Source organism: Paenibacillus sp. Y859, assembly GCF_056786405.1.
The window spans coordinates 151004-173879 of record NZ_JBXCIZ010000005.1 but is presented as its reverse complement, the minus strand read 5'-3'; the positions used below and the strand labels follow the sequence as shown (position 1 = coordinate 173879).

General features: G+C 41.3%; 23 protein-coding genes. All 23 read right to left on the bottom strand.

All coding sequences use genetic code 11. The annotated features are described in order from the left end of the window. Positions 1-337 precede the first annotated feature (337 nt). Positions 338-1048 carry an SMI1/KNR4 family protein gene (locus tag AC1TO8_RS13385; protein WP_482056120.1) on the bottom strand — a complete coding sequence of 237 codons (711 nt, stop codon included), beginning with the start codon at positions 1046-1048 and terminating at the stop codon, positions 338-340. A 23-nt stretch (positions 1049-1071) separates the two neighbouring features. Continuing rightward, entirely contained in the window at positions 1072-2490 is a 1419-nt protein-coding gene (locus AC1TO8_RS13380) for a hypothetical protein (RefSeq protein ID WP_482056119.1), read from the bottom strand. Between the two features lie 336 nt (positions 2491-2826). Beyond that, positions 2827-3480 carry a suppressor of fused domain protein gene (locus AC1TO8_RS13375; RefSeq protein WP_482056118.1) on the bottom strand — a complete coding sequence of 218 codons (654 nt, stop codon included), beginning with the start codon at positions 3478-3480 and terminating at the stop codon, positions 2827-2829. Positions 3481-3521: 41 nt separating this feature from the next. Further along, positions 3522-3968, bottom strand: coding sequence for an SMI1/KNR4 family protein (locus AC1TO8_RS13370; RefSeq protein WP_482056117.1), 447 nt, complete (start codon positions 3966-3968; stop codon positions 3522-3524). 27 nt (positions 3969-3995) lie between these two features. After that, positions 3996-4919 (bottom strand): HNH endonuclease, encoded by a 924-nt coding sequence (locus AC1TO8_RS13365; protein WP_482056116.1) that lies wholly within the window; start codon positions 4917-4919, stop codon positions 3996-3998. A gap of 601 nt (positions 4920-5520) precedes the next feature. Continuing rightward, positions 5521-5772, bottom strand: coding sequence for an immunity 22 family protein (locus AC1TO8_RS13360; RefSeq protein WP_482056259.1), 252 nt, complete (start codon positions 5770-5772; stop codon positions 5521-5523). After that, a complete protein-coding gene (locus tag AC1TO8_RS13355; protein ID WP_482056115.1) occupies positions 5709-5870 on the bottom strand; it encodes a hypothetical protein in 162 nt (53 codons plus the stop codon). The genes AC1TO8_RS13360 and AC1TO8_RS13355 overlap by 64 nt, the downstream gene beginning before the upstream one ends. A 15-nt stretch (positions 5871-5885) precedes the next feature. Continuing rightward, on the bottom strand, positions 5886-6425 hold the full coding sequence (locus AC1TO8_RS13350; protein ID WP_482056258.1) for a T6SS immunity protein Tdi1 domain-containing protein: 540 nt from the start codon (positions 6423-6425) through the stop codon (positions 5886-5888). Positions 6426-6441: 16 nt separating this feature from the next. Further along, positions 6442-9282, bottom strand: a complete 2841-nt coding sequence (locus AC1TO8_RS13345; RefSeq protein WP_482056114.1) for a polymorphic toxin type 15 domain-containing protein — start codon at positions 9280-9282, stop codon at positions 6442-6444. 20 nt (positions 9283-9302) lie between these two features. Beyond that, positions 9303-9701, bottom strand: a complete 399-nt coding sequence (locus tag AC1TO8_RS13340) for a DUF4280 domain-containing protein (RefSeq protein ID WP_482056113.1) — start codon at positions 9699-9701, stop codon at positions 9303-9305. Between the two features lie 33 nt (positions 9702-9734). After that, a complete protein-coding gene (locus tag AC1TO8_RS13335) occupies positions 9735-10379 on the bottom strand; it encodes a hypothetical protein (RefSeq protein WP_482056112.1) in 645 nt (214 codons plus the stop codon). Between the two features lie 30 nt (positions 10380-10409). Continuing rightward, positions 10410-10934 (bottom strand): imm11 family protein, encoded by a 525-nt coding sequence (locus AC1TO8_RS13330; RefSeq protein ID WP_482056111.1) that lies wholly within the window; start codon positions 10932-10934, stop codon positions 10410-10412. Next, entirely contained in the window at positions 10934-11548 is a 615-nt protein-coding gene (locus AC1TO8_RS13325; RefSeq protein ID WP_482056110.1) for a hypothetical protein, read from the bottom strand. Before AC1TO8_RS13325 ends, AC1TO8_RS13330 begins: the two co-directional genes overlap by 1 nt. Next, complete coding sequence (locus tag AC1TO8_RS13320; protein WP_482056109.1) at positions 11545-12957, bottom strand: phage tail protein; 1413 nt, start codon at positions 12955-12957, stop codon at positions 11545-11547. Before AC1TO8_RS13320 ends, AC1TO8_RS13325 begins: the two co-directional genes overlap by 4 nt. Before the next feature lie 2 nt (positions 12958-12959). Beyond that, on the bottom strand, positions 12960-13556 hold the full coding sequence (locus tag AC1TO8_RS13315) for a hypothetical protein (protein WP_482056108.1): 597 nt from the start codon (positions 13554-13556) through the stop codon (positions 12960-12962). A gap of 33 nt (positions 13557-13589) precedes the next feature. Then, positions 13590-14366 (bottom strand): DNA and RNA helicase, encoded by a 777-nt coding sequence (locus AC1TO8_RS13310; RefSeq protein WP_482056107.1) that lies wholly within the window; start codon positions 14364-14366, stop codon positions 13590-13592. A gap of 28 nt (positions 14367-14394) precedes the next feature. Continuing rightward, positions 14395-17046 (bottom strand): molecular chaperone, encoded by a 2652-nt coding sequence (locus AC1TO8_RS13305; protein ID WP_482056106.1) that lies wholly within the window; start codon positions 17044-17046, stop codon positions 14395-14397. A gap of 61 nt (positions 17047-17107) precedes the next feature. Beyond that, on the bottom strand, positions 17108-17803 hold the full coding sequence (locus tag AC1TO8_RS13300; RefSeq protein WP_482056105.1) for an iron-dependent peroxidase: 696 nt from the start codon (positions 17801-17803) through the stop codon (positions 17108-17110). Next, a complete protein-coding gene (locus AC1TO8_RS13295) occupies positions 17794-19080 on the bottom strand; it encodes a normocyte-binding protein (RefSeq protein WP_482056257.1) in 1287 nt (428 codons plus the stop codon). The genes AC1TO8_RS13300 and AC1TO8_RS13295 overlap by 10 nt, the downstream gene beginning before the upstream one ends. A 2-nt stretch (positions 19081-19082) precedes the next feature. After that, entirely contained in the window at positions 19083-20843 is a 1761-nt protein-coding gene (locus AC1TO8_RS13290) for a serine/threonine protein phosphatase (protein WP_482056104.1), read from the bottom strand. Between the two features lie 50 nt (positions 20844-20893). Beyond that, on the bottom strand, positions 20894-21742 hold the full coding sequence (locus tag AC1TO8_RS13285; RefSeq protein ID WP_482056103.1) for a PP2C family protein-serine/threonine phosphatase: 849 nt from the start codon (positions 21740-21742) through the stop codon (positions 20894-20896). A 16-nt stretch (positions 21743-21758) separates the two neighbouring features. Beyond that, on the bottom strand, positions 21759-22274 hold the full coding sequence (locus tag AC1TO8_RS13280) for an FHA domain-containing protein (RefSeq protein ID WP_482056102.1): 516 nt from the start codon (positions 22272-22274) through the stop codon (positions 21759-21761). Positions 22275-22323: 49 nt separating this feature from the next. Continuing rightward, a complete protein-coding gene (locus AC1TO8_RS13275) occupies positions 22324-22860 on the bottom strand; it encodes an FHA domain-containing protein (RefSeq protein ID WP_482056101.1) in 537 nt (178 codons plus the stop codon). Positions 22861-22876: the final 16 nt, after the last annotated feature.

The window sequence follows — 22876 nt, the reverse complement described above, 5'->3', positions numbered from 1 at the left end:
GAATGCAAAGAAAGCTTACTCCTACTCATATATTAAGTGGAATAAGCTTATTAAGCATGCAGTTTACTTTATCTTTTTTGAATCTCAAAAAAACTAATACAGTCGAAGTAATTATCATTTAATCATAAAATACCTGTCTAATTATGAATTATAATAATTTATAACCATAAAAACACTTTCGACCTTTCTCCCAGTCTTTTTTAGATAGTGGAGCTAGTATAACCACTCTTATTTCAAGTGGAGTAAGCCTTAGTAGATTTTAGCTTTGTACTGCTCAAATGAATAATGAGCTGGTCCGTAGATTATTCCTTCAATAATATATCTCCCAATAAATTAACTACTCAAATCCAATGACCATCCATTCATCTACCGTATCCCAAAAATTAATATTATATCTAGGTTGTGTTTTTGAAGACCAAAAGGTAGCATTACCATTCTCAGAATCAGTATAATCGATAGCAATATAAGATTCCATTCCGTTACTAAAAAAACCAAAGGATGTATTCAAATCAATTCGCATAGGTTCTTTCAAATCGTCGATAATACTCCAATCAAGATCATCATCGCCTAAAAATGTTACAAATTCCAAAGGTACTAGTCCCATAGATACACTTGCATAATAATAAAATCCATTATGCACATTTTCATAAAATTTTTGAATTGACTCAGGGATTTCACCCCAATTTCCTTCTAGTTCATCATTATGAAAATTTTCTTCGGGATTTCGTCCTTCATAATACGTAATCTCACCATCTGGCTTTCTTATGGTATATAAAATTGAATATCGAAATGAATGCCTACCTTCTATTTCCAGTAATTCTATATTCTCAAGATTCTCAATCAAGTAAGATATAGTAATACTCAATTCGTTTCCTAGGTTTCTTCTCCATATTTCTAGAAGTATATTGATTTTTTTTTCAATATCCTCTTCTCTAAAAAGTTCACGCCAAGTATTGGGTATTGAATGCGTATTATTATCTAGTTCACTCATTGATATGAGACGCGCACTTTTATTGAACTTTCTTAAATAATCAATTTTTTGTTCCATCTAATCATCGCCTTTCTCAGTATTTATTTTTTATTCCCTTCATTAAACTCATCAATTTGCTTCTGTAATCTTCGTTCCATCTCTCTTTCTTTATCTATCATTTTCTTTCTGAAATCAGGGTCAACCTCAATTTCTCCCGATTGACCTTTCTTATAATGTGTCCACTCTTCATATGTCTTATCTTGTTTCGAACCATTTGCTGATCTACTTAAACCTTCGAAATTATCCAGATTATTAATAACTTCTCGTTTTTGTTTATCCGTCAGAGTATCAAAACCATCCATATGAGTTATTTTATCATAAGAGACAATATGATCTGGTTCATATCTTGCCTTCATTTCTTTTCCATGCAGAACAGGATCTGCTATTGGCAATGTAGATTCGTCAAGACCCTCATTTACCTTATCTCTAGCTTTATCATTTGGCGTTCTATTTCTATAAAACTCTCGCTCCTCATCTGAGATTTTTCTTTCCCCATACCTAGGCGGAGTTCCAATATCTTCTTTACCCCCAGCCTTCTTCGTTGTCGATGTATCTTTATCCGACTTGCTCGGCTCTGTACTCTTCGGATTGGCTAGCTTATTCGTATCGTCCTTCTTCGTGGTCGTTGTTTCCTTATCCTTCTTGCTCTTATCCGTATCTTTCTTCGTCGGCTCGTTATCTTTCTTCGACTTATCCTTCTTACCAGATCCGCCGCCTGATGAGCCTCCTCCACCATCCGTAATGCCGAGTTTAGATTTTCCTCCGCCTACGCTACGCTTGGAGCCTGCTACAATGGATACCCATGTCAGTGCAGCACGCATCTTGTCTCCGCCCAGCTTCTCAACGAGGTCTCCGACGAATTCATACTGCATCCCGGCTTGCATTCCTTGTTCCAACGCCAGACTCTTACTGTATTGGGTTGCCACATGGGTTGACATAGATAACACTTTTGCCATTTTCGGATTCTTCAGCGCCAGTGCTTCCATCACGTTCTTCAGCTTCATGACTTGCTCGCTTATACCGAGGTTGTTCGCCATCTTTCGCGCGTTGGTGAACACTTTACCCATACTTCCACTGCTCATCAGATCTGTTACCATTTCACTGGTTTTACGAACCGCTTTGGCGGTGTCTACAGCTCGATCGGCCGTCTTTAATGCTTTCTGACCTGTTTTGACTGCACTAATCCCTCGGCTTACGGCCTTGGCTCCTGCTGCTCCCCAACCTATGAACGGAATGGCAGCTGCCGCAGATAGGGCTGCATTCGTGTAATCTCCACGCCCCACGTAGATAGCCGCATTCAGTAAATCCGCTACTTCTCCTAATCCAGGTATGAGACCCGCGACATCGAGTACGATTTGCGTGACATCTAGTGCTTTCTCCCAGAAACTTTTCTTCTTCTCGGGTTCGGGTTCCTCGATCTCCACTTCGCATACAAATGGTGCTTCAGGTTCAGGTTCCATATCTTCGACATACACGGCACATTTCGTCTGACCTTCCAGTTTTACTTCCGTGGCCTGGATATCACTATTATTATGCCAAATGGGTAATCCTTAGTTTTATTCTAAATTTGTTTTCCAAGACTCCTATTAGCACTATTATCTAACGGATTCATATTCAAGATATCATCGGCTCCTTCAGGTTATAAACCAACTGTACGGTCAACATCTATCCTTCTGACACTGAATCAGAAACGTTTTCCTTTTTTATATTTAGAGAAAGCAGAGCTGCCACTCCTTTAATTGTGACGAAAAAACACCCCATAACGAGTATAGCTCGCTTGGGGTAGGATACGATGGTTATAGTACAGACTCCCGAAACAAGTCCGAAACATCAACTCGCTTCAGCAACAACAGTTTTTCTAATGCTTCCGATCCATTACTTTCATAATATTCAAGTTCTTCTCGGGAAATTGGAACACATAATAGCCATTCAATTTCATTACCTTCTATTATATTCGATTGTATATTCTCTATTAATAAGTTTGGATACATAAAGTACAGATGTTCCACATTACCGAATTTTTCATATTTTGAAAACCAATTTATCCATACATCACCTGGATAAATATAACTTTCCTCATTAACTAAATAGCAACTTATATACATTAGAGTATCTTCTAAGAAATAAACTTGATCTTCTGGATCTCCAGTAAGTTCTAGAAAGTCTGTGTCTTCTCTTAGTACTGCCATTAGTTCAATACGTCGAGGAAGTCTATTATTTTCAGCATCCCTAAGCTCATACTGAGACAATCCAATAGTGCTATAAGTAGTAATCCCCTCTTCAGGTATATTCTTTAAAGTGAGGATATCAAAGCTCAGTTTATTTTTCCAATCCGCAGCCTTAGTCCAAAACAATTCATCACTAGAAAATTGCTGTATCTTGGATGTACCGCCTAGTTGATTTTGAATGTATTGAGACACTTGTTGGTTGTAACCTTCTAAGTTAGTCATTTTATCCCCCCTTTTATAATTGAATTTTAAAGAATGATAGTTTAGTCCTCAATATCCTTATATAATTTATTCAGAAACTCATAAATATCATTAGCAAGAAAGTACATGTTACTCATATCTCCGCACTCTTCCTCATGATCCCAAAAATAAATATTTTCATAGTACTTTTCGTTTATACCTAGACATAATAAATTTCCACCTGGGTCATCACCAATTGGAATAAATCCTGTGGGAAGTCTGCCATCATAAATGTCTAAATTTCTCTCCAAATGATTATATCGTGGACCATCATTTATCGTAAAAAAAGCTGTAACACCACTTTCCCCTTGCCCATCAGATATTTCAAATATATGTGGCTCGGGTTTACCTCCATTTGTTTCAAGCATAAGACTTTTATACTTTTCAGGGAAAATAACACTATATTTCTTTTCAAATTCATCTAATTGTTCAATAGAAAGCTTATTATAAGGACTAATTATATTCGCCATCTTCATTTCCTTTCTCTATATTGAGTTTTATTTATTTTGATTTTTTTTAGTAGCTACTCCACCTGTATGTGAAAATTCCTTGTGTATCTCTTTGTCTACCAATATCATTGTTGTTCCATCCTCATGATGATGCCATGTATAACCGTCAGGAGGCTCATCACTTTTTGGAACTGCCGGATTCGAATTTTTATCTAACCCTGCCTCTTCATTTGCTCTTTTAAAGTCTTGTTTACGATTATCTGGATATGCTACCTCTATTTTTACAGGTGCCACTGATGAATGCGCATACGGCGTAAAGTCAGGATATCCATCTCTATTATATGTTACTGACTTACCATCTTTATTTGTATACGTTGTTGACCCATCCTTATTTTGTTTTACTTTCCCACCGTTATTTATCCATTTCTTCTGATTTGGTTGTAATGGTTTACGCTCTTTACTTTTCTTATTATTTTCACCTTCACTCTTACCTTGTTCTTTATTCTTGCTCTTACCTTCCGATTCTTTCTTATCCCCTTCCTTCTTCGATGTCGTTGACTCTTTATCCTTCTTGCTCAACTCTTCCTTCTTGGTCTGATCTGTATCCTTCTTACTCTTATCCATATCTTTCTTCGTCGGCTCGTTATCCTTCTTCGATTTATCCTTCTTCCCAGATCCGCCGCCTGAAGAACTACCTCCGCCATCCGTAATGCCGAGTTTAGATTTCCCTCCGCCTACGCTACGCTTGGAGCCTGCCACAATAGATACCCATGTCAGCGCTGCACGCATCTTGTCTCCACCCAGTTTCTCAACGAGGTCTCCGACGAATTCATACTGCACCCCGGCTTGCATTCCTTGTTCCAGGACCAGACTCTTGCTGTATTGTGTTGCCACATGGGTTGACATAGATAACACTTTTTCCATTTTTGGATTCTTCAGCGCCAGTGCTTCCATCACGTTCTTCAGCTTCATGACTTGCTCGCTTACGGTTTGACGTATATCCGTTATTTTGTATTCATATCCACGAACACCTTTATAATACTCAGGGGGCCGGAGAGAACCTATTATTTGAGATTAGACAGGAGATTTAACAGCCCTTTAGGATTACCAGTTAGGGATTCTTCCACCCTAACTAGTGATTTAGACAGAAAAGAACCCAGCATTGACCAAACAAATGGTGCTGACTGGGTATATATTATAAACTTCTTAATTACTATGTTCTGCTTTAATTTGCTCGAACCACTCTATTGCAATTCTATTTGCGGTTTTAACCAAATTATAAGTATACTAAGCATACTTATAATTTGCAGTCAACTTTCTTGTATTAACATCTTAGATTAATCTCATTTCTGTAGGCATCTCACGGTTATATTCTTTACATAAATTTATAATTTTTTTCATATCAGCCTGTAATTCACTATAGTAATCAAGCGTATTTGGTTTGTTAATTTAATAAACATTTACGAACTAGTAAATACAGCATTTATAAATCTAATTCCTTTTTGTTTCCTTCATAGTCAACCAACATTGTCCCTTCATCTAAATTATCCATTAACCATTCTAAGCCACATTATCAGTATTCTACCGTTCCTAAGAATCTCAGATAATTCGATTGAATTTTAGCTTCGACAATTTCCCCAGTATACTTAAAGTTATAAAGTAAAACTACTGCATTAATATCATTTGGCAATTCTTCCTGCACTAGCGTATCAAATCTCAGGACAATTTTATCATCATAAGAGAATCCTTCAAGTAATTGATTCAGGTCATTGCTCGCCTCTTCATAATATTCTGCTTCTCTAACAGCATCGTCATATCTACGAATCTCAAAGTGTTTAGCAAATATGGATGGAACAAAATCTCCTTCATCAGCGCCACAATAGCTGATGCAAAAAGTCCTCTATACGCGCTATTAACACGCATTGCCGTGATATCCTTTTATCCAATAGGTCCCATGAATTCTGTAATCAAGTAAATATGCTCAATAAATTTAACTTTCTTCAAATTCTCTACTTTTTCTGATCCCCCTAAACCTATAAGGGGTACATAACCAAAACACTCATCAAATGCAGGCTCTCCATATATTTTTATAGCTTCTGGATATGGGGACCAATCGAGAGCTTCCTTTAAGAAATACTCATCATTTATATCCCCGAAAAAGAACTTGAGGTTTTTGGCAACTACATTTACTTCATGCTTCCTATAGTTAAGTGACAAAAGATAACCATCTTCCCAAACCAATATGTCTCCCATTGCTGTTGTAAATAATGGAATTGCTAAGTCAGCTCGAACATAAGTATCTTTTAAGATTTCACGATATTGATCTGGATTTACAATTCTTAGATATCCATTTGAAATACTTCCCAAACCATACTGTTCCCATACTTCAACTACTTGACCAGGAATATTTTCTTTGTATTCTTCAAAAATGCTTATTGGTGTTTGTTCTACAGGAAGAAAATTGGGAATATTCATAATTTCACCCTCCATATTATTATTCTGTTAATTTTATATTTAGGTATGTTGCTTTTCTTTGTTCCTCAGTCATATTTTCAGCAATATCTCTAATTTGTTTATCCAGATCTTTGATATTGCCCTTCCATTGTGATCCAATCGATGAATTTACCCCCAAGTCACCTAAACCATCAATATTCTGCGGATATCCACCAGCAACTTGGTCTGGATTATGAAGTGCGGCCTTACCTTTAATCCATTCTTCAGCTTTTTTCACAGCATCTTCATACGAAAGTCCTTGATCACGTAGTCTATCTATTTCTTCTTGAAGAGCTTTCTTTCTAGCAAGTTTCTGAGCAGCATCTCCCTCAAGGGATCTACCATCTTTTAAATATTTATCTCTATTACTTAAAAATTCATCTACAGATAGCTCATTTATTCCCTCTTCTTGATCTTTCAACTGTCTTTTAAACTCTACACTATCATGTTTAAGATTCCTATTGAATTTCACTTTTATTTCAGAGATTCTTGAGATAACCGTTTGCTTGAGAGTTCCACCTTCACCCGTCCCCTCAGCATTCTTCGACATCCGCTCATTCAATTCCTTCTTACCTTGTTCCAACTCACTCCAGTATCTCTGTTGCTGCTGATTTAACTTTGGATCGGAGCTTTTCAATACTTGGTCATCTGGTAATCTACCACCTGCCCCAGCGAGGACGGGTATAGGCCCAGGTAGATTGTTCCCCACTTGTCTAAGCGACTCTGCGACATTCTCGAGCATGTCGCGGGTTTCCTTCATATATTTCTGACCCATTTTATTGCCATATTGGGTTAGATCATCTACTCGCTTGCTGAATTGGTTCGCTACAGAGCCTATTCCGTTTCTCAACCACGGTGCCACACTACTTATTTTCTTGACTACTGCTCCGCCGATTCCTTTTACGATTCTTGAATCCAGTATCCCTGCTGTTACGGCTCCTATCGTCGCATCGCCAAGTAGTGTCTTCAGGCTAAAGCCTTCTCCAATCATCGTCTGACGGATTACACTCTCGAAGGCATTCGTTACTGCTCCCAATGCCATCTTCCCACCTACAACACTAGTTAGTCCGAATGGACCGAATATCGCTCCAGATATTGCCCCTATGGTCGACTCTCGTAAGGCAGCCCATCCATAGGCACCGAAGTCGCTGACTTCTCCTCTGGAAATATCGGACACGGCCTGACTGACGACGGCGGCTGTACCTGCTATCGCCGCACCTGCTGCTACAGCGCCTATGACCACGGCACCTGCACCCAGCGTCGCTACGACAACCACTGCAACAGCTACTACTACCGCAACGACTATAAGTGCACCCACTACATTTCCGATGAGTTTCCCCCACTTAAACGGTGGTTTCTCCTCGGGCTCAGGTTCGGGTTGCGGTGGTGGGGTTCCTATCAAGGGTTCGTCAGCATAAGGTGAGAAGGGTGTTCGGTCCGACCCTTCAGCAATGACCTGCGCTCCAAGGATATGGTACTCATTCTCAATAGCTATCCCACTGGTCTGCCCCGCTTTTACTACCATCACTTGGCTTTCCGCTTGGATCACGACTCGCTTCTGGCTGTGGATGATGATGTCACTATCTGCTTGTAATAATAGTTTCTTATGGCTTGTTAATGTAATTCCGTCCTCGTCTTCTAGCGTTAGCTTTAACGGTTCCTTCGAGCCGCTTACAATATCTATGCCCGTTGGAGATAACTTGGCTTCACTCCCATGCTCTGTTCCGAAATATCTAATGTTAGGATCCCCAGATTTCTCACATTCTTCTCCATTCGTTCGTACACATCCCGTCACGATCGCGCCTTTTCCATCCGCTTCTGGACAGTACAGTGTGGCACTTGTTCCGATTTGGGGCATGCAGTACATGGCATTCCCTGTTGGTGGAGCGAATATGAACCAGTGAGCGGTCTGCTTCGGTTGATCTTTATCTATTGTGAGGTGTAGCTTGACTTGCTCTCCCTGAACATCTAGCACTTCTCCTTCAAGTGAGACGCCAGACAGCCGTTCATTATGTATAATTCTTCGATGTATTCCTTTCTGGCGAGACAAGCGATAGCTATATACCAGCTGTATTTCCTCTAAGCATACTGTCTTTTGGCTAACGACCAGTTGTTTATCTCTGAAGTTCACAATGTCACCGATGTTATATTGCTGATCACTTATGATGTCATAATAGAAGAAGTCCGTATGATGTAGTCCTGCCTCTGCACCACCCGCGCGATGATACGCGACTAAATCTTTACCTGCCGTATAAGATACATCATCTGACATGTTATATTCTTTCCCTGGAGGTGTACCGAAATATATTTTCGGGTCCGCATACTTTAAATCCGATGTAGCGAATTGTTGGAAATGACTTGCTAGACGCTGGATGAATTCCCAGTCTGTCTCTTCATATTGGATGATGGGTTCCCCTATAGGAATTCCTACTCCGACGTTACACGAAACATCTCCTCCTGAATATTCTTCCATGATACTCTGAAGTAGGGCTTCATAGGTCATCGTACTATTCTGGAAGGTTCGTTTTCTTCGCTGGATATCTAGTTGAATGCTTGCGGATAAGCTTTCAATCTCCACATAATATACGCCATTCACATTCGTACTTTTCACTGACGTAATTAAACCTTTAAAGACGATGATTTGTTTCTCATCCCTCTTGTCATAGATCGTTAGTTCATCTTGCCACATCGCTCTGGTCGTCGATTGGATGTGAAATGAATCGTCTACGATGCCTTTCATAGTCGCCTTAACGTGTTCTCCAGGCCTCATGATGATGTCCAGATCGATAATCTTTTGCAGAGAATATGGTGTGTGGACAACGAGACTATCGTACGTAATCATGTTCGCAACCTCCCTTTAGACTAGTCATCATGCTGTCCATCTTTGAGGAACTTGACTACACCATCCACACAATGGCAGAAGATGACTGAATCTGTGGTCAGTGCTGCTTTCCCCTCTACCAATGTCCCTTCTTTAGCATTCACCCATTTCCCATAAAAGATAGGTACACATGGTTTACCCGAGATCGTCCCGGATCCATCTTCTGCGATAAGATGTACGACCTCGCTGTTTAGGTTATGCACACTATTACATATACCAAAGTAAGGGATATGATTCGGTTTGCAATCTTCCACGTTCATCATCGGCTTTTCATTGACGTAAGAACCATGACTTTCTGGAAGATTAATGCGCCGATGGTGAGATCCCATTCCACATTCCATCAACGCTCCTCTTACGACATAAGCGGGATGATCCGACATAGTATCTTTCTCCTCTCTATTCAACAGAAACTTTTAATTATTTCTCTTGATCAATGTCATGATTGGCGGATTCTTTACTCTGTATGCCAATACTGCCATCCCAATCAAAAAGGCGATTCCCGTAATAATGATGGCACCCGTAGGTCCAATGAAATCCATGACTTTATACAAATAATACACGGACGCTTTCACTACTCTAGTTCTACTAAGACCGTTTCGTGCCTCTTGGGCAAACCATGTCAAGAATACGCCTGAACCGATAATGATCAGCAATGCTAGAAGTGGCCTAAACGTTGCATTGAATCGGTTATACTCTTTCACTTTGAAACTACATTCATCCTTTAGAAGTTGGTATAATTCTTGGAGAAATTGCTCCGTTTGCTCCTTATCTTCTATACTTAGAAAGTCCGTTTCTTTCTTACCGTTCACTTTCGTAACAATCGTGATGAGTGATGTCTTTTGGTTAGAAGATACTTTCTTTATAGTGTCAATATAATGTACTCTGCTTGGTTTCAAGCTATAAACAAAGTCTTCATCTCCATATACATTTTCAATAAATTGTTCAACTTCATCTTGATTTACTTTGTCAAATATATAATCTGGCGTAAGAATGATGACTTGACCAGAATCTGAATCTATCGGATAAATTCTAGTATTTGATATCATTTGATCTGTCAATGTTAGTCCCCCTTTTACAGTTCAATAGTTCTATTCAACAGAAACTCGATCTAAGTGGATGCCCGTAAACCCACGCCGAAGTATACTTTCTGCAACATCTAGTCGAACGACAATGAGCGGATTTTCGCTCTCTTTAATTTGAAATATGTGATGATTCTCAATCAGACTTTCTTGCAGAACGAGTCTTTTAATCGTGGTATGATCATGGTGAAATTCCGTATTTGGACTGAGACAACTGATTTCCTTAAAGATCGGTAGATAATATTCTGATTGTTTCTGCATGGTTCTATCGATAAGAACGACTAATTTCGTGACATAATCAGGCTGATATAAGTCTATCAATTGTTTCATATGGCTAGACATCAGCACGATCTGTCGATCAAGGAAATCTAAATAGGTTGTTTCTTGATCTGCTTTCACATAAAAAATTGATGTGTCCGGAATATGGTGTGCATCCGTTAGATGAATATGTCTAGTGTCAATCTGAGTTCTGAGTTGTTCTATCATCGGGATTTGGGTATACCGCTCGTCCTGCCTTAATACGAAGTAATCCATTATTCACAATCCCCACCTTGACCGTTGTATTCAAAGACAATTTCACTTTCATCTCGATATTCCCCCACCGCCACAATCAAGCCAGAATCATCTATTATATGGTTGAAATGACATGTATCCATGATGGAAGGGATTTGTTCTTTGATCAACTCTTTGGTTAACAAGTGATATTTATAGCCTTCGATCTGCTTCACTTCTTCAATATCCATCGAAGTAACTTTTCTTGCATAATGTTTCTTCTCTTGCTCAAGCATCTCCATCCGTTTAAACAAAGGCTCGAACATAAAGGCTGCCTCCCATGTCGTGCTACACTCTGTTGAATCCAGGTACCACTTAGCATCATAGGCATCTAGTCTGTACATAGCCTTATTCTCCATTACACTTGTACGTAAATAGGAACAATAGATATAACGTATCTTCCCCTTATCTCCTTGTTCATGTAATATGCTTGCCTTCACCAATAAATCATGGAAGGATTCATACAGGCTACGGTCAATCTGTTCTTGACATTCTTTGTAAGCATCGTCAATGAGAATGACATCTTGGATCCACTGATGAAATACGAATTTCTCTAAAAATTCGGAAATGGCAGCCTCTTTATTCATATAGTTCATCGAATATTCACCTTGGATCCGGTCAACGCAACTTCATCTTGGATCGTCAGCATCGTATCCGCCTGCTTAAGATCTACCCCTTCATCTCCCTGAATCAGAACCTTGGCTCCACCTGTAATTTCTATATCATCTACAGCCGTAATCACAATTTTCTTGTCACTCTTGATCTCTATTCCTCCATCGTCTGTTAATCGCAATAACGTCTGTCCATTGCCGATAATCTCAACAGCTCCTGGCTGAAATACAATTTGTTTCCCATACTTGGTACTAATGCTTTTCACGGATGGATCACTTCTCTTGGTCGTATCTGAAGAGTCTAAGTCTACTGAACTTGCTGCAAAGGCATTCTTCTCTTCCGCATCAGGGAAGTAAAGACGGACCTCATCTCCTATCTCAGGCATACAATACCAGCCGCTTCCATCTGGTGATGAGTACACTGTTGAGTAAGAGAACCACATTGCCTGAGATGGAGTGTGGCTATCATCTATCTGTAGATGTAGCCTCACTTTATCCTTAGCAATCGCTGTGATTTTACCGAATAAAGAGCTGCCAATGATGGCATGGTTAGTTTGCTTATGACATTGAAAGCCTTCTCGATCACGCAATTGATATTGATTTACGAGTATCCCTTTCTCGATCACTATGTCAGCACGATAGACATATAATTCATGATCACGAAATGTCACAGGACAACCAATCTCTAGCAGCTTATTGCTTGTAACTTCAAAACTGAAGTTACTTTGACCAACAAACGGATCATCGCTATTCTCGGTGATCTGTTTAAATTCTTTCATGTTATTGTGTATCTTATAATTATATTCATTGAGTTCAACAGGTTGCCCAGCATCTGACAGACCCACATAGTATTTAATCCCGTCCAATGTACTGATAGGAAGTAAGGGCATTTGAAAGTGAGAAGCTAGTCTCTTGGCGAATTCCCAATCCGTTTCTCGATACTGAACCAATAGCCCTCCAATAGCTGCTCCATTGGAGGCAGCATCGACTACGTCCGACTCTGGGTAGGAGTTGGTGATCACTGCGAACACATCTGAATAGGACTGTTGGCTATGTTGAAAGGATCGACTCTCCTTCTTGATATCCATCAGGAAAGTCTTACTACTTGCTTCAATTGTCATCGTTCTCACATTTCTATCTACTTGAACGGCTATATTCGTAATTATCCCTTTGAATAAGGCCATCTCTCGGTTATCGTTGGTTACACATATCTCAATACTTTCATTCTCATCGATTTGTTCAATATATTGATCTAGTTTACTTTCAGGAATAATTCCACTAATGGCACACGTTACATGCTCATTGACCTGTCTAATTAAGCTCAAGTTGGTTATCTTATCGAACGGACTGGATTTCATCGATATATCTGAAATGGTATATATAGCTTCACTCATGGCTATACCTCCTGTTCACGAATTTCAGCCGTTTGAATGGATCGAATAACTTGAAATGCTATATCTCTCCATTGAGGCTGATCTTTATAAAGACAACTAAATGTTCCCATGATCGTTTTTCCATCCACGGCTAGAAAATACATAATATTGTAGACAAAACCGTCAAGTGCAGAACTTTTGAATTCAAAGTAACCGATCTGTTTACCGTTCACACTCTCGACTTCAGTCGTATAAAAGACATTTGAAGGATTTGTTTTCTTAATGACGTCCCTCATACCAAGAGTAAGTTCCTTCACCCAATGATCACTTAAGTCTTCTTCCAGATTACTCAATGAAAAGTTAATGGCTCCTGTATCATCGGTTTTAATAATTTCAGGTCGTTGTTCATGTGGATATTTCATTTTCTTATGTTTCTCTTCCATTTCCTTAAAGTGATTAGGCAATTGGACAAATAATCGTTGATCAAAAAAGGTAGCTTCTTCAAATTCGTAATAGTAAGCTCCGATTTTTATTGGACCATCTGTGATTTTTGGAGGTTCACTAGATTTGTCTTTCATTTCATTTAATATTTTTAATATTTTCTCATCTGCACGCTCCATATCATTAACAACCTCCTTCTCGTTATAAATCTATTAATCCACAATCACCCGCTGCGGCCCACCCATGGAGAAACTACCTCGGGCTTTACCGCCGCCACGAACGTTATCCAGAATTCGACCTAGATGCTTATGAATCTGCACATGGGTGTATTCCTTGTAGGCTATGCCCATACGGCCGGCGATATAGTGTAGAATCATGCTGCGTGACACGGTTCCTTCATTGCCGCACATCATTGCGAAGATTAGATCACGCGGGTCCGCGCTACCACTACGAAGCATCTGATCTGCGAAATAGCGCATAATCAATGGGGATAATGTACTCTCCCCATGTGCAGCATAAGATGTGTGCAGCACATTCAAGGTGTTGTATTCGGTCGTGAAATCCGCGAAGTTCTGATAATCCTGGCGGAGTCTGGCCCCTTCCTTCAGCTTGAACCGACCCAGTTCCAACTCAGATGAATTGCAATCTACTTGTTCGTCTAGCACAATTTCGCTAGAGTACACTGTCAGGTCACTACCTTCCTTCACTTCGAGGAAACGGATCTTGAGTACTAGTTCCTTCCCTGTAGCCAAATAGGTAATCTCCGTAGATTCGTTCAATATGTAGAGCCTTCCCTCATGCCGTACAATACCTGGTGAGATGATCAGATGCTTAGGACCGACTTTGAGATTAGCACCTGTCACAATACCATCGGAATAATCCGCATAGTGGATATCTACGAATTCTCGAGGGAAGTCTCGCAAATTGGTCAACATTTCTGTCTTCAGAATTCTACCTTTATTGAAATGGGGATATAGATGTGTAAACAATGTGCTCCTCCTCTGCCGCTTCGTATCTTTATTTCAATCCATCGAAGAAATCCAATTCAGACAGATCGCTCTCAAATGCAAATATTTGTTTCCTTCCAAGATGTAATCCGTCCTTCTGCCGTGCTATAGGAAGTACGTGGAACCCCCAATGATTGTCATCTGCGAACACGAACCACTTGGTCTCTCCATTGACGATAGAATCCGTGTCATCCTGTGGGATTTTGTCCGCATAGGCCAAATTGATCTCCTGATGCGTAATGGGATGATAATCCGCGATTTTATTTACGTATAAGTAACTGTGACGGAGCCCGCCATCACTTCCATGGAGGAAGAATTCTATTTCTGCGGTATCGAATGGACGTGAGATGGAACCGAGCACTCGGTTACTACGTTCCAAGCTACTGATCAGTTCTTTCTCTTGATGATTATGCGTATGTGCACTAACAGCGTAAGGAATAACAGACGAATAATTCGTAATACTCACTTCAATGCTACCGAATTTACGTGCATGCAAATACCGAATCGCCCCACGTAGACAGGATAATTTAAGATCAGGTATCCTTCCTTCTACAGGCTTCTGGCGGAACTCAATGCTTCGTCCAGGGACGAATTCCTTCAGTGCTTCACGGAACACGTCGATACGACAGGACTGACCGGTAAGCTTAATAATGGAATAGTCGCTGATGCGCCCTTCACGGTAGAAATCATCGAGGAATTTACGGACGACGTCATATATATCCGCTTTGATTAATTGCGTGATCTCCTTAATATTGAACACGACATCGGGAAATTCGTATTCATCCTTCATCACTCCATTGCGAGAGACCGACAAGAACCAGCGATCTATCGTCGTAATCTGTAAGTCGCTTTCTTCGAGCGCATCGTGCTCAGAATGGAATCGATTACGCAGTATCCCCGTTCTACGAAAGAACTGCTCTTTCATTTGTTCAGCAATTTCCCATAAGAAGTGAAAGTTACCTCTTACACGTAAATACTCATCACGTGAACGATTCTCATATAATGTGAATGCTGTTGGGATCACATCTTCCGCCTCACGGTACCTTCGTTCTAATTCACTATATATTTGCTCAACACCCTGTTCATCGACCTCTCGGAATAGATCATTCGCAGGAATATTGATCAGCTTATCAATATCACTTAGATTACGTTGACCCATGTAATAGTCGGCAAAGACAATCTTCATGAATTGCATAATGCGGTATGTAATGTTATTGCCACCAAAATTGGTGTCTCCATTCTCATAAGTCGTATTAATATCGATTCGATAAGACATATGACCGTCTTCCACTCGGAAGTTGCAAGAGGATAAGTCCGTTGTTCCTCCCCCACAGTCAATAACCAATGCCTTATATTCCTCTCCATCCTCAAACGTTCCCCGTTCAATTCCATCGGCAATGGTGTTGTACAGTACGGCCATTCCTTCATCCAGCGCGTTGTCTCGCTCAATCTTATAGTCCGGTAAAATATGAGTGAACATATCAAGGAACTGTGTCTTCATCTTCACAGGACTAGATAGGTGCAAATGTCTGAATTTACACTTGAATTGTTGTTCCGCTCTCGTTATCACATAATGAATATACGCGCGAAGAATCTCGCTCCTAGATACCATTGCAATATTCCCTTGTGTATCCATGACTTCTTCTTGCTTGGTGTAATTGTTCACCCATCGCTTCATCCCGTGAAACACACTAGCACGGCTACTATAACTACTATGACGCATGCTTCGAAGCGCCTGATAACCGAAGTTATACTGAATGTTGGTTGGGTCAGAACAGTCCGTCACACTAACTACTGAGGGCAATGCTTCAATCCAATCCGTCACCTTATACGTGGTATCTGGGAACTTAACATAGTTGATGGTATCCATCTGAATCTGTCCATTTAGCAGATCTAGACTACTTGGCGATGCTGCATAACCGTTATATAGAAAGGCACCCGCTGTCGTATTCGATGTACCGAAATCAATAGCAAGCACAGCGTCTGTCTCTTCTAGTTCTCTTATCTCCAGTTCTGCGAGAGGGATCTTATAATATTGAATATTAGCTGGGGGTTGGTCATGCACCTGATAATAGGTATTGTAGATATATTCCGACTCTCGTTTACGCAAGAATAATAGGCTATAATGGCGATTAGATGTAAGAAGCCACTGTGTTTCGTGATCCGTAGTCAAATAATATTGTCCCTGCTTCCCATCATCTTGTTGTAGATGAAGAATGCCGCACAGCTCCATACGATCATTCACCAGTAACACATTGGATTCTGGTAGCGGTACTGTAGTAGTTACTCGATAGCTATCGGACTTATCCGTGGCCATTCCTGAGTAAAGAATCAATCTTGCAGGTACACGAATGCCTCCGTCACCTTGGAGTGGGAGCTGCATATACTTGCGGATCGTACTTTGAACTCGATCAAAGCCTCCCTCACAGATCGGGCCTATGAATAACCGTTCCTCCGCACTTAAATACTTCATGATGATGCGGATTAATCCCTCACGGTCCAAGCTATTGCCCAGTCCTTCAACCAGTCTTTGTTTATAGCAAATATTCCTCAACTGAAATGTGGTCATATCCATAAGTTCATCCCGGGTATACCTAACAACACCGCGTTCAGAGGCTTTCGTTATTAGATCGTTATACAATTTGTAGGAATAACCCTTCATACCTTTTCCTCCTCACTGATCATCTTTGAAGTCATCCTATCCGCCAATGCAGACCTGTATTTCAATAGATTGCGATACGATCTTGAATCATCGTGTAATCTTCATCAATAATGCCAAAATGATCGTTCCAGTATACCTCTGCGCTATACTGGATAGGGAGTAGTAGCTCCATAATCAATTGCAGTTTGTTACGTGTTGTTTCATTCTCCCGCTGCCCAATGTAGAGCAGAAGTTCATCCTTCTCCTCACAGATCGCATATATGGTTGAACGTTGGAACATCCGACTCACCGTATCTTTGAACAAATAAAGTGCCTCTCCGGTATCGTATAGTCGTAGCACATTAGCTGCAATGATCTCCTGTTCCTCTCGATCGAATAATGAAATATGCTCTTTCACTACTTTTCCCAGCAGGCCATCTTGGATATCTCGCAGCACGAAGCGAATATAATACTCCCGCTTGTTCATCCCCTGCATTAGATCGATATCAGCTAAGAAATGAATTAATATATCAAACAATGCGCCACGAAGTTCCGTATCTTCTGTATTATTTATATCAAACATGCCATTAAAAATATCGTAGAAGCGATAGTACGGATTCACCTCAACGTCACCCGCAACCGTCATGGCGTTCAAGTCCTCTTGACTAAGCTCCATATATGGCGAATATACTTTAGCAGGCAAGAAATGGATGTCTCTCTTGGCCATTCCTAATTCCTGTCCGCGGATAATGAGGTCCCAGATATAATTCAAGCCCATTCTCCTTCGCACTTATATTCAGGGAAAGCTAGCTGAATCTCAGATACGAGAAAGCTCATTAAATCCTCTAGAATAAACTGACTCTCTCCCCGAATCACACTGCTCCCAAAGCGCAAAATCATGCGCGTCTTCCCTTGCTCCGACCGTACATGATCACTAACAAATGGATTCAGTTCATAAGTGACAGAACGGCACACACCAGACTCATCTAATTTGTGATCTATTAGTTCTAGCATCTTTGATTCTTCGAAGGAGTGAATCATACGAATAATTTCCCCCTTAGAGCGCACTCTTTGATCTTGTTTATGCTTGTATTTGCCGATGAATCCTTCCGCCTTACGGTTGGATATAACGTCGTAAGCCAGCTTACCAATCACCGTATCTACTGGTTCTGCAATCTGAAGCAAATGCCATATATCTGATTTGTCACGAGAGGATACGATTGTAATCTCATCCCCCGTACGCTTGATATACCGGATATCCTCTTGATCTCCATTCACCAGATAACCATGCCTAATCCCGGTCTTAAGTAGCGGTAGCACATGTTCATAATTGATACGGTCCTCTGCTGGAATAGGAAATCCCCCTGTCCTCAGCTCTAGCTTCTGAATATTCCACAGCGGTATAAGATTCACTCGTTTATATGACTCGTATTCTTCTAAATGGACCGTCACTTCGGAGATTTCTTCCGAATCTTCTAATTCGCCATCACATTCAGTCAGCACGACATCAACGAACTTATGTATGTAAGGATGATTGATCGTTCTCCATGGAAGACCGTTAGTAATAAACACATGGTATAGCTTCTCAATTTCATCCTGATATGTTCTGTTCTGCTTCAGTCGAACCTTCACCGTATATCGTCCATTTTGAGTGACCAGCACTCCCTCGAATTCCCTGTCGCTTTGCAGTAACTGTTTGATTAATGAATAATTGCATTGTAGAAAAAAAGTAGTCAGTACAACCTCTTCCTTCTGACCTAGAGCATCGACGATATGCTTCATATCAATGACTGGCGCTTCCGCATCCTGAGGGATGATGGGGTATAGAAATTCGTGAATGGGGTCCAACTCATCCCTTGGGCATAGAGCTGTGAATATATCATGCTTCCCGTCATCACCCTCGATCTCATCGAATACTCTACGCTCCAACTTCCGATTCAAATCATCTTGATACTCTACTAGATTCAGGAATACACCTGTCATCATGTTCTTCAGCATACGACGTTGCTGTAAATCCTCCATCTTGCTAATTCGGTCTTGTACGATATCCTTCATCATCACAGCTCCTCCTTGCTATCAGGGGTAGAACTTGTCGGGCTTGTACCATCAGACGTACCATCCGTCTCACTCTGGGTGCTTTCATCTACTACTGGAGGTGTTGTTGTCACATTTTTCTTCGTAGCTGCCTGTTGAATAGGCTCCGTCATCGCTTCGTAGGGATTGGAAATCTCTTGTTCTCCTAAGCTACTATTGTCTGTACTTGCTGCTGATACCGGCACTATGGGATGTAACTTCTCATCCGCCTTAGCAATCTTACGCTCCATGGCCAATACCTTCTCTAGCTTGCCGATAGCCTGATATTTCTCCTGCGCCCGCATATAACCATCTATAGCACCCGCATAGTCCTGAGCATCGAAGCTACGGTCGCCTTTTTGCTCTAACTTATCACCCTGCAGGTTAATGGTCTCCGTTTGCACCGCATCCAGCTTCTCTTGAGCCTTACTCATCTTATCTTGTAAATCCTTCTGAGCGGTGGTGAACGACACTTCGATTGCGGATGTATTCGCCTTCTTATATAGAACAAGCGCACCACTGTAATCTTGACCCTGAAATTTGAGATCTCCCTGCCTAATCTCTTCCGTTACTCGCTCATAATCGGTCGTACGATCGATTCTTTCTTGAATATCCTTTTCATCGAACGCATCCCAACGATCCGCATCATCTAATGCCTTCGTATAACTAGACACCGCTTTATCGTAGATGCCATCCTTCAAATAGTCATCGCCATCCACTAAGGTCCGAGCTAGCTTCTGCTTATCTCCAATGAGCTTGGTATGAACTTTATCCTTCACTTTAGAAGCTGCATTTCTTGCCTCGCTATATGATTTAAGCGCCTTCGTATAATCGCCGTCCGCTGCATATTCATCTCCGTCACGTTCGAATTCCACCATATTGGCGGCCGCTTCAGCAATGCGGGTCGCTTCCCTTGCTTTATATATCCAGAGTCCCCCACCTGTTAATAGAAGAGCCATCATAACGATCAGAATACGCTTGATCCATTTCTTACGATTCTTAGGAGGCTCTTTATAGGTCTTATCTGTATAGATCGCGACAGCCGTATAATTATTGACCGTTCTCTGCTGTTTACTAAGAAGGATCTCTTCCAGCGTATCTGTCAGTGCTTCTGGTTCTTTACTTTCCTCCAACGCATCGAGCATTTCGGGTAGATTAACCTGCTCCCATAATCCTGATGTGCATAGCAACAACACATCACCATCTGACAGTGGAATGCGTGGGGATACATACGGGTTGAAACGGTCTGGATTACCCATATAATTCAGTAAATTTCCCCGTTCCTCATGCTGTGATACGGTCTCATCCGGGAGATATCCATCATCTGCCATAACCTGGGATAGACTCTGATCTTTACTTTTCTGATTGAGCCTCCCCCCACGAAAGTGATATAGCCTCACGTGACCACTAGATGCCCATACCATCTTCGTATAGTTGGTTACAACCACGAGTAGACTTGCCTTCAGCCGGACCCTCCGACTCTCGAACTTCAGCCATTCATGCGCCTCACGCAATGAGTGCTGCAGTTGCCTCCGTGACATGGTTGGACGCTCTATGAAATTCTCTAGTACAATCTTAGCTATTATCTCAGCGCTATGAGCCTCTTGATCGTTATCAATTCCGTCCGCGATCACATAACAAGCCATATCATCAAGTTCGATATAAGCGAAATAATCCTTATTATCAATAAAAGAACCCGCTTCGGAAACGAAACCGGTCTTGAAATCACTGTTCTCCTTCCTCATGCGTTCCCCCTTGTCTCTAGCGATCCGAGCTTTGCGGATGCCGCAAGGAATCACCAGCCCTTTTCTAGTATAATAACTGTCGCATTGTCCTGATTTCTTAAGCCTTTGGCATCGAGCTGTTCGATAATGTCATCAGCGATGTCCTCCACTGGCTTCTTCTGCTTCATCACAAGTTCGAGCTCTACTTCGCTTAATGCATCATATATTCCATCACTGGCAAGCATAATCTTGTCCTGTTTGCGTAACGAGAATGGTTCGCCTATCTCCATATTTCTAAATCCTTCATATCCCAAATAATTGACCAAATGCTTACGCACAGGACTTGCCTCAGCTTCCTCTTTGGTCAACTCACCACTGAGAACTTGCTCACGGAGTAAAGATGTCTCGACCGTGTGCTTGGAATTCATAGGGATGAATTCTCCGTCACGGAATACCGAAATCATACTATCTCCCACCGCTGCCCAATGCAGCACTCCAGAAGTTACTACAGCTGCGACCAAGGTCGTTCCACCATGACTTCCGCTTAGATTAGCTAGAATCCCATTGTTACTCTGCATTGCTGCACTAGCAAAGAAATCAGTGAAATCCTCCGTCTTCTCTAGCATCAGAAATTCCTTACTAAACACCGTCACAGCGAGCGTACTAGCCATTCTTCCGTTCGACAAGCCACTAATCCCATCAGCAATGACTGCAAGTGTACCGACAGAGGTTGTTGAACTCGAGAAGTAATCATCTTGCTCCTCTCGTCTTCCGATACTTTGTCCATTCCCAATATGAATTCCAGTGGTGGTGGTGGATTGACGTCGTACGAGCACTCGCCGAACATAGTACAACACAATCCATAAGATGAGTGCCGACAGAATAACGATATAATGCTCTAACTCTACATTCTGCTGCATCGTTAACATCACGTCCTCAATTGTTTTCCCATACGAAATGGGCGCCGCACAGTGGGAGGAAGAGGAACTTACTATTCCCCAGCTGAATTACGTCATATGCCGCCAGTTCTGCAGGCGAATAAACCGCTTCGTTATTATGATAGGCTAGTCCCGAAGCATCCCCAGGTAGTAAATAGAAATTTCTTTTCTTCGGATCATAGACGATAACGGCATGGTTTCTTCGAGATATGGTATTGTCACCAAGAATACGAATATGCATTTCCTCCGCACGTCCAATGAAGTTCTTCTCTGACATAATCCGATAATCATGACCAAATTGAGGTCCTTCAATACAAACTAGCCAGCCCGTAACGGGGTGAATACCGACCGTTTCTCCTAGATAAGGCATCGTCTTCTCTTCCGTGTCCGCGGAAACCTGCCTTCTCTGCTCCCCCTTCGGCGTTGCATCTACCGTTATGTTGCAGTAGGGGCATGTATTACCGTGTTTTCGCGTGCTGAACATGTGTCCGTTAGCGCATCTAGTCAAGCTCATCTTGTCTTCATTCCTCCAATAGGTCTTAGTCCACAACGCGGCTATATTCTTACTTCACTAGCAATCGCGTGTTGGCAATATAGATCAAATCTCCTGCTCCAATCTGTAGCGGTTCTTCAATAACAAGCTTGTTGGCGGTACTCTTTCCTGCCTGTCTAATACCGGTCCCGCTATTTGATTCCATGTCCTCAATGTACCATCTTGTACCTGCCCGATTCAGTACCGCATGCTCCGAGCTAATAAGTGACGCATATTCACATTCCGATAAATCTATATCAACTTCACCGCGTTGACTGTTCTTTCCAATGAGTAACGATGTCTCACCTTCGATATACCATTCCTTCATTCGTTCTCCATCGTCATCTAATAGAATCAACTTCACGACCGAATCTTCTGCTATACGTGAAGTCTTTCTAGTCAAGCGTTGCAATATGATTGCACCTACAAAAAAGGCCGCTCCCACGGTGACTGAAATTTTCAATATTTGATCCTTAGGATGTAATAAGGTATAAAGAATAATGCCGGCTACAATGCCGTACATGATCACATCAATAACTACAATCCACACGGATTTCTTCGCCTTCATATTCGTCACCTCCATC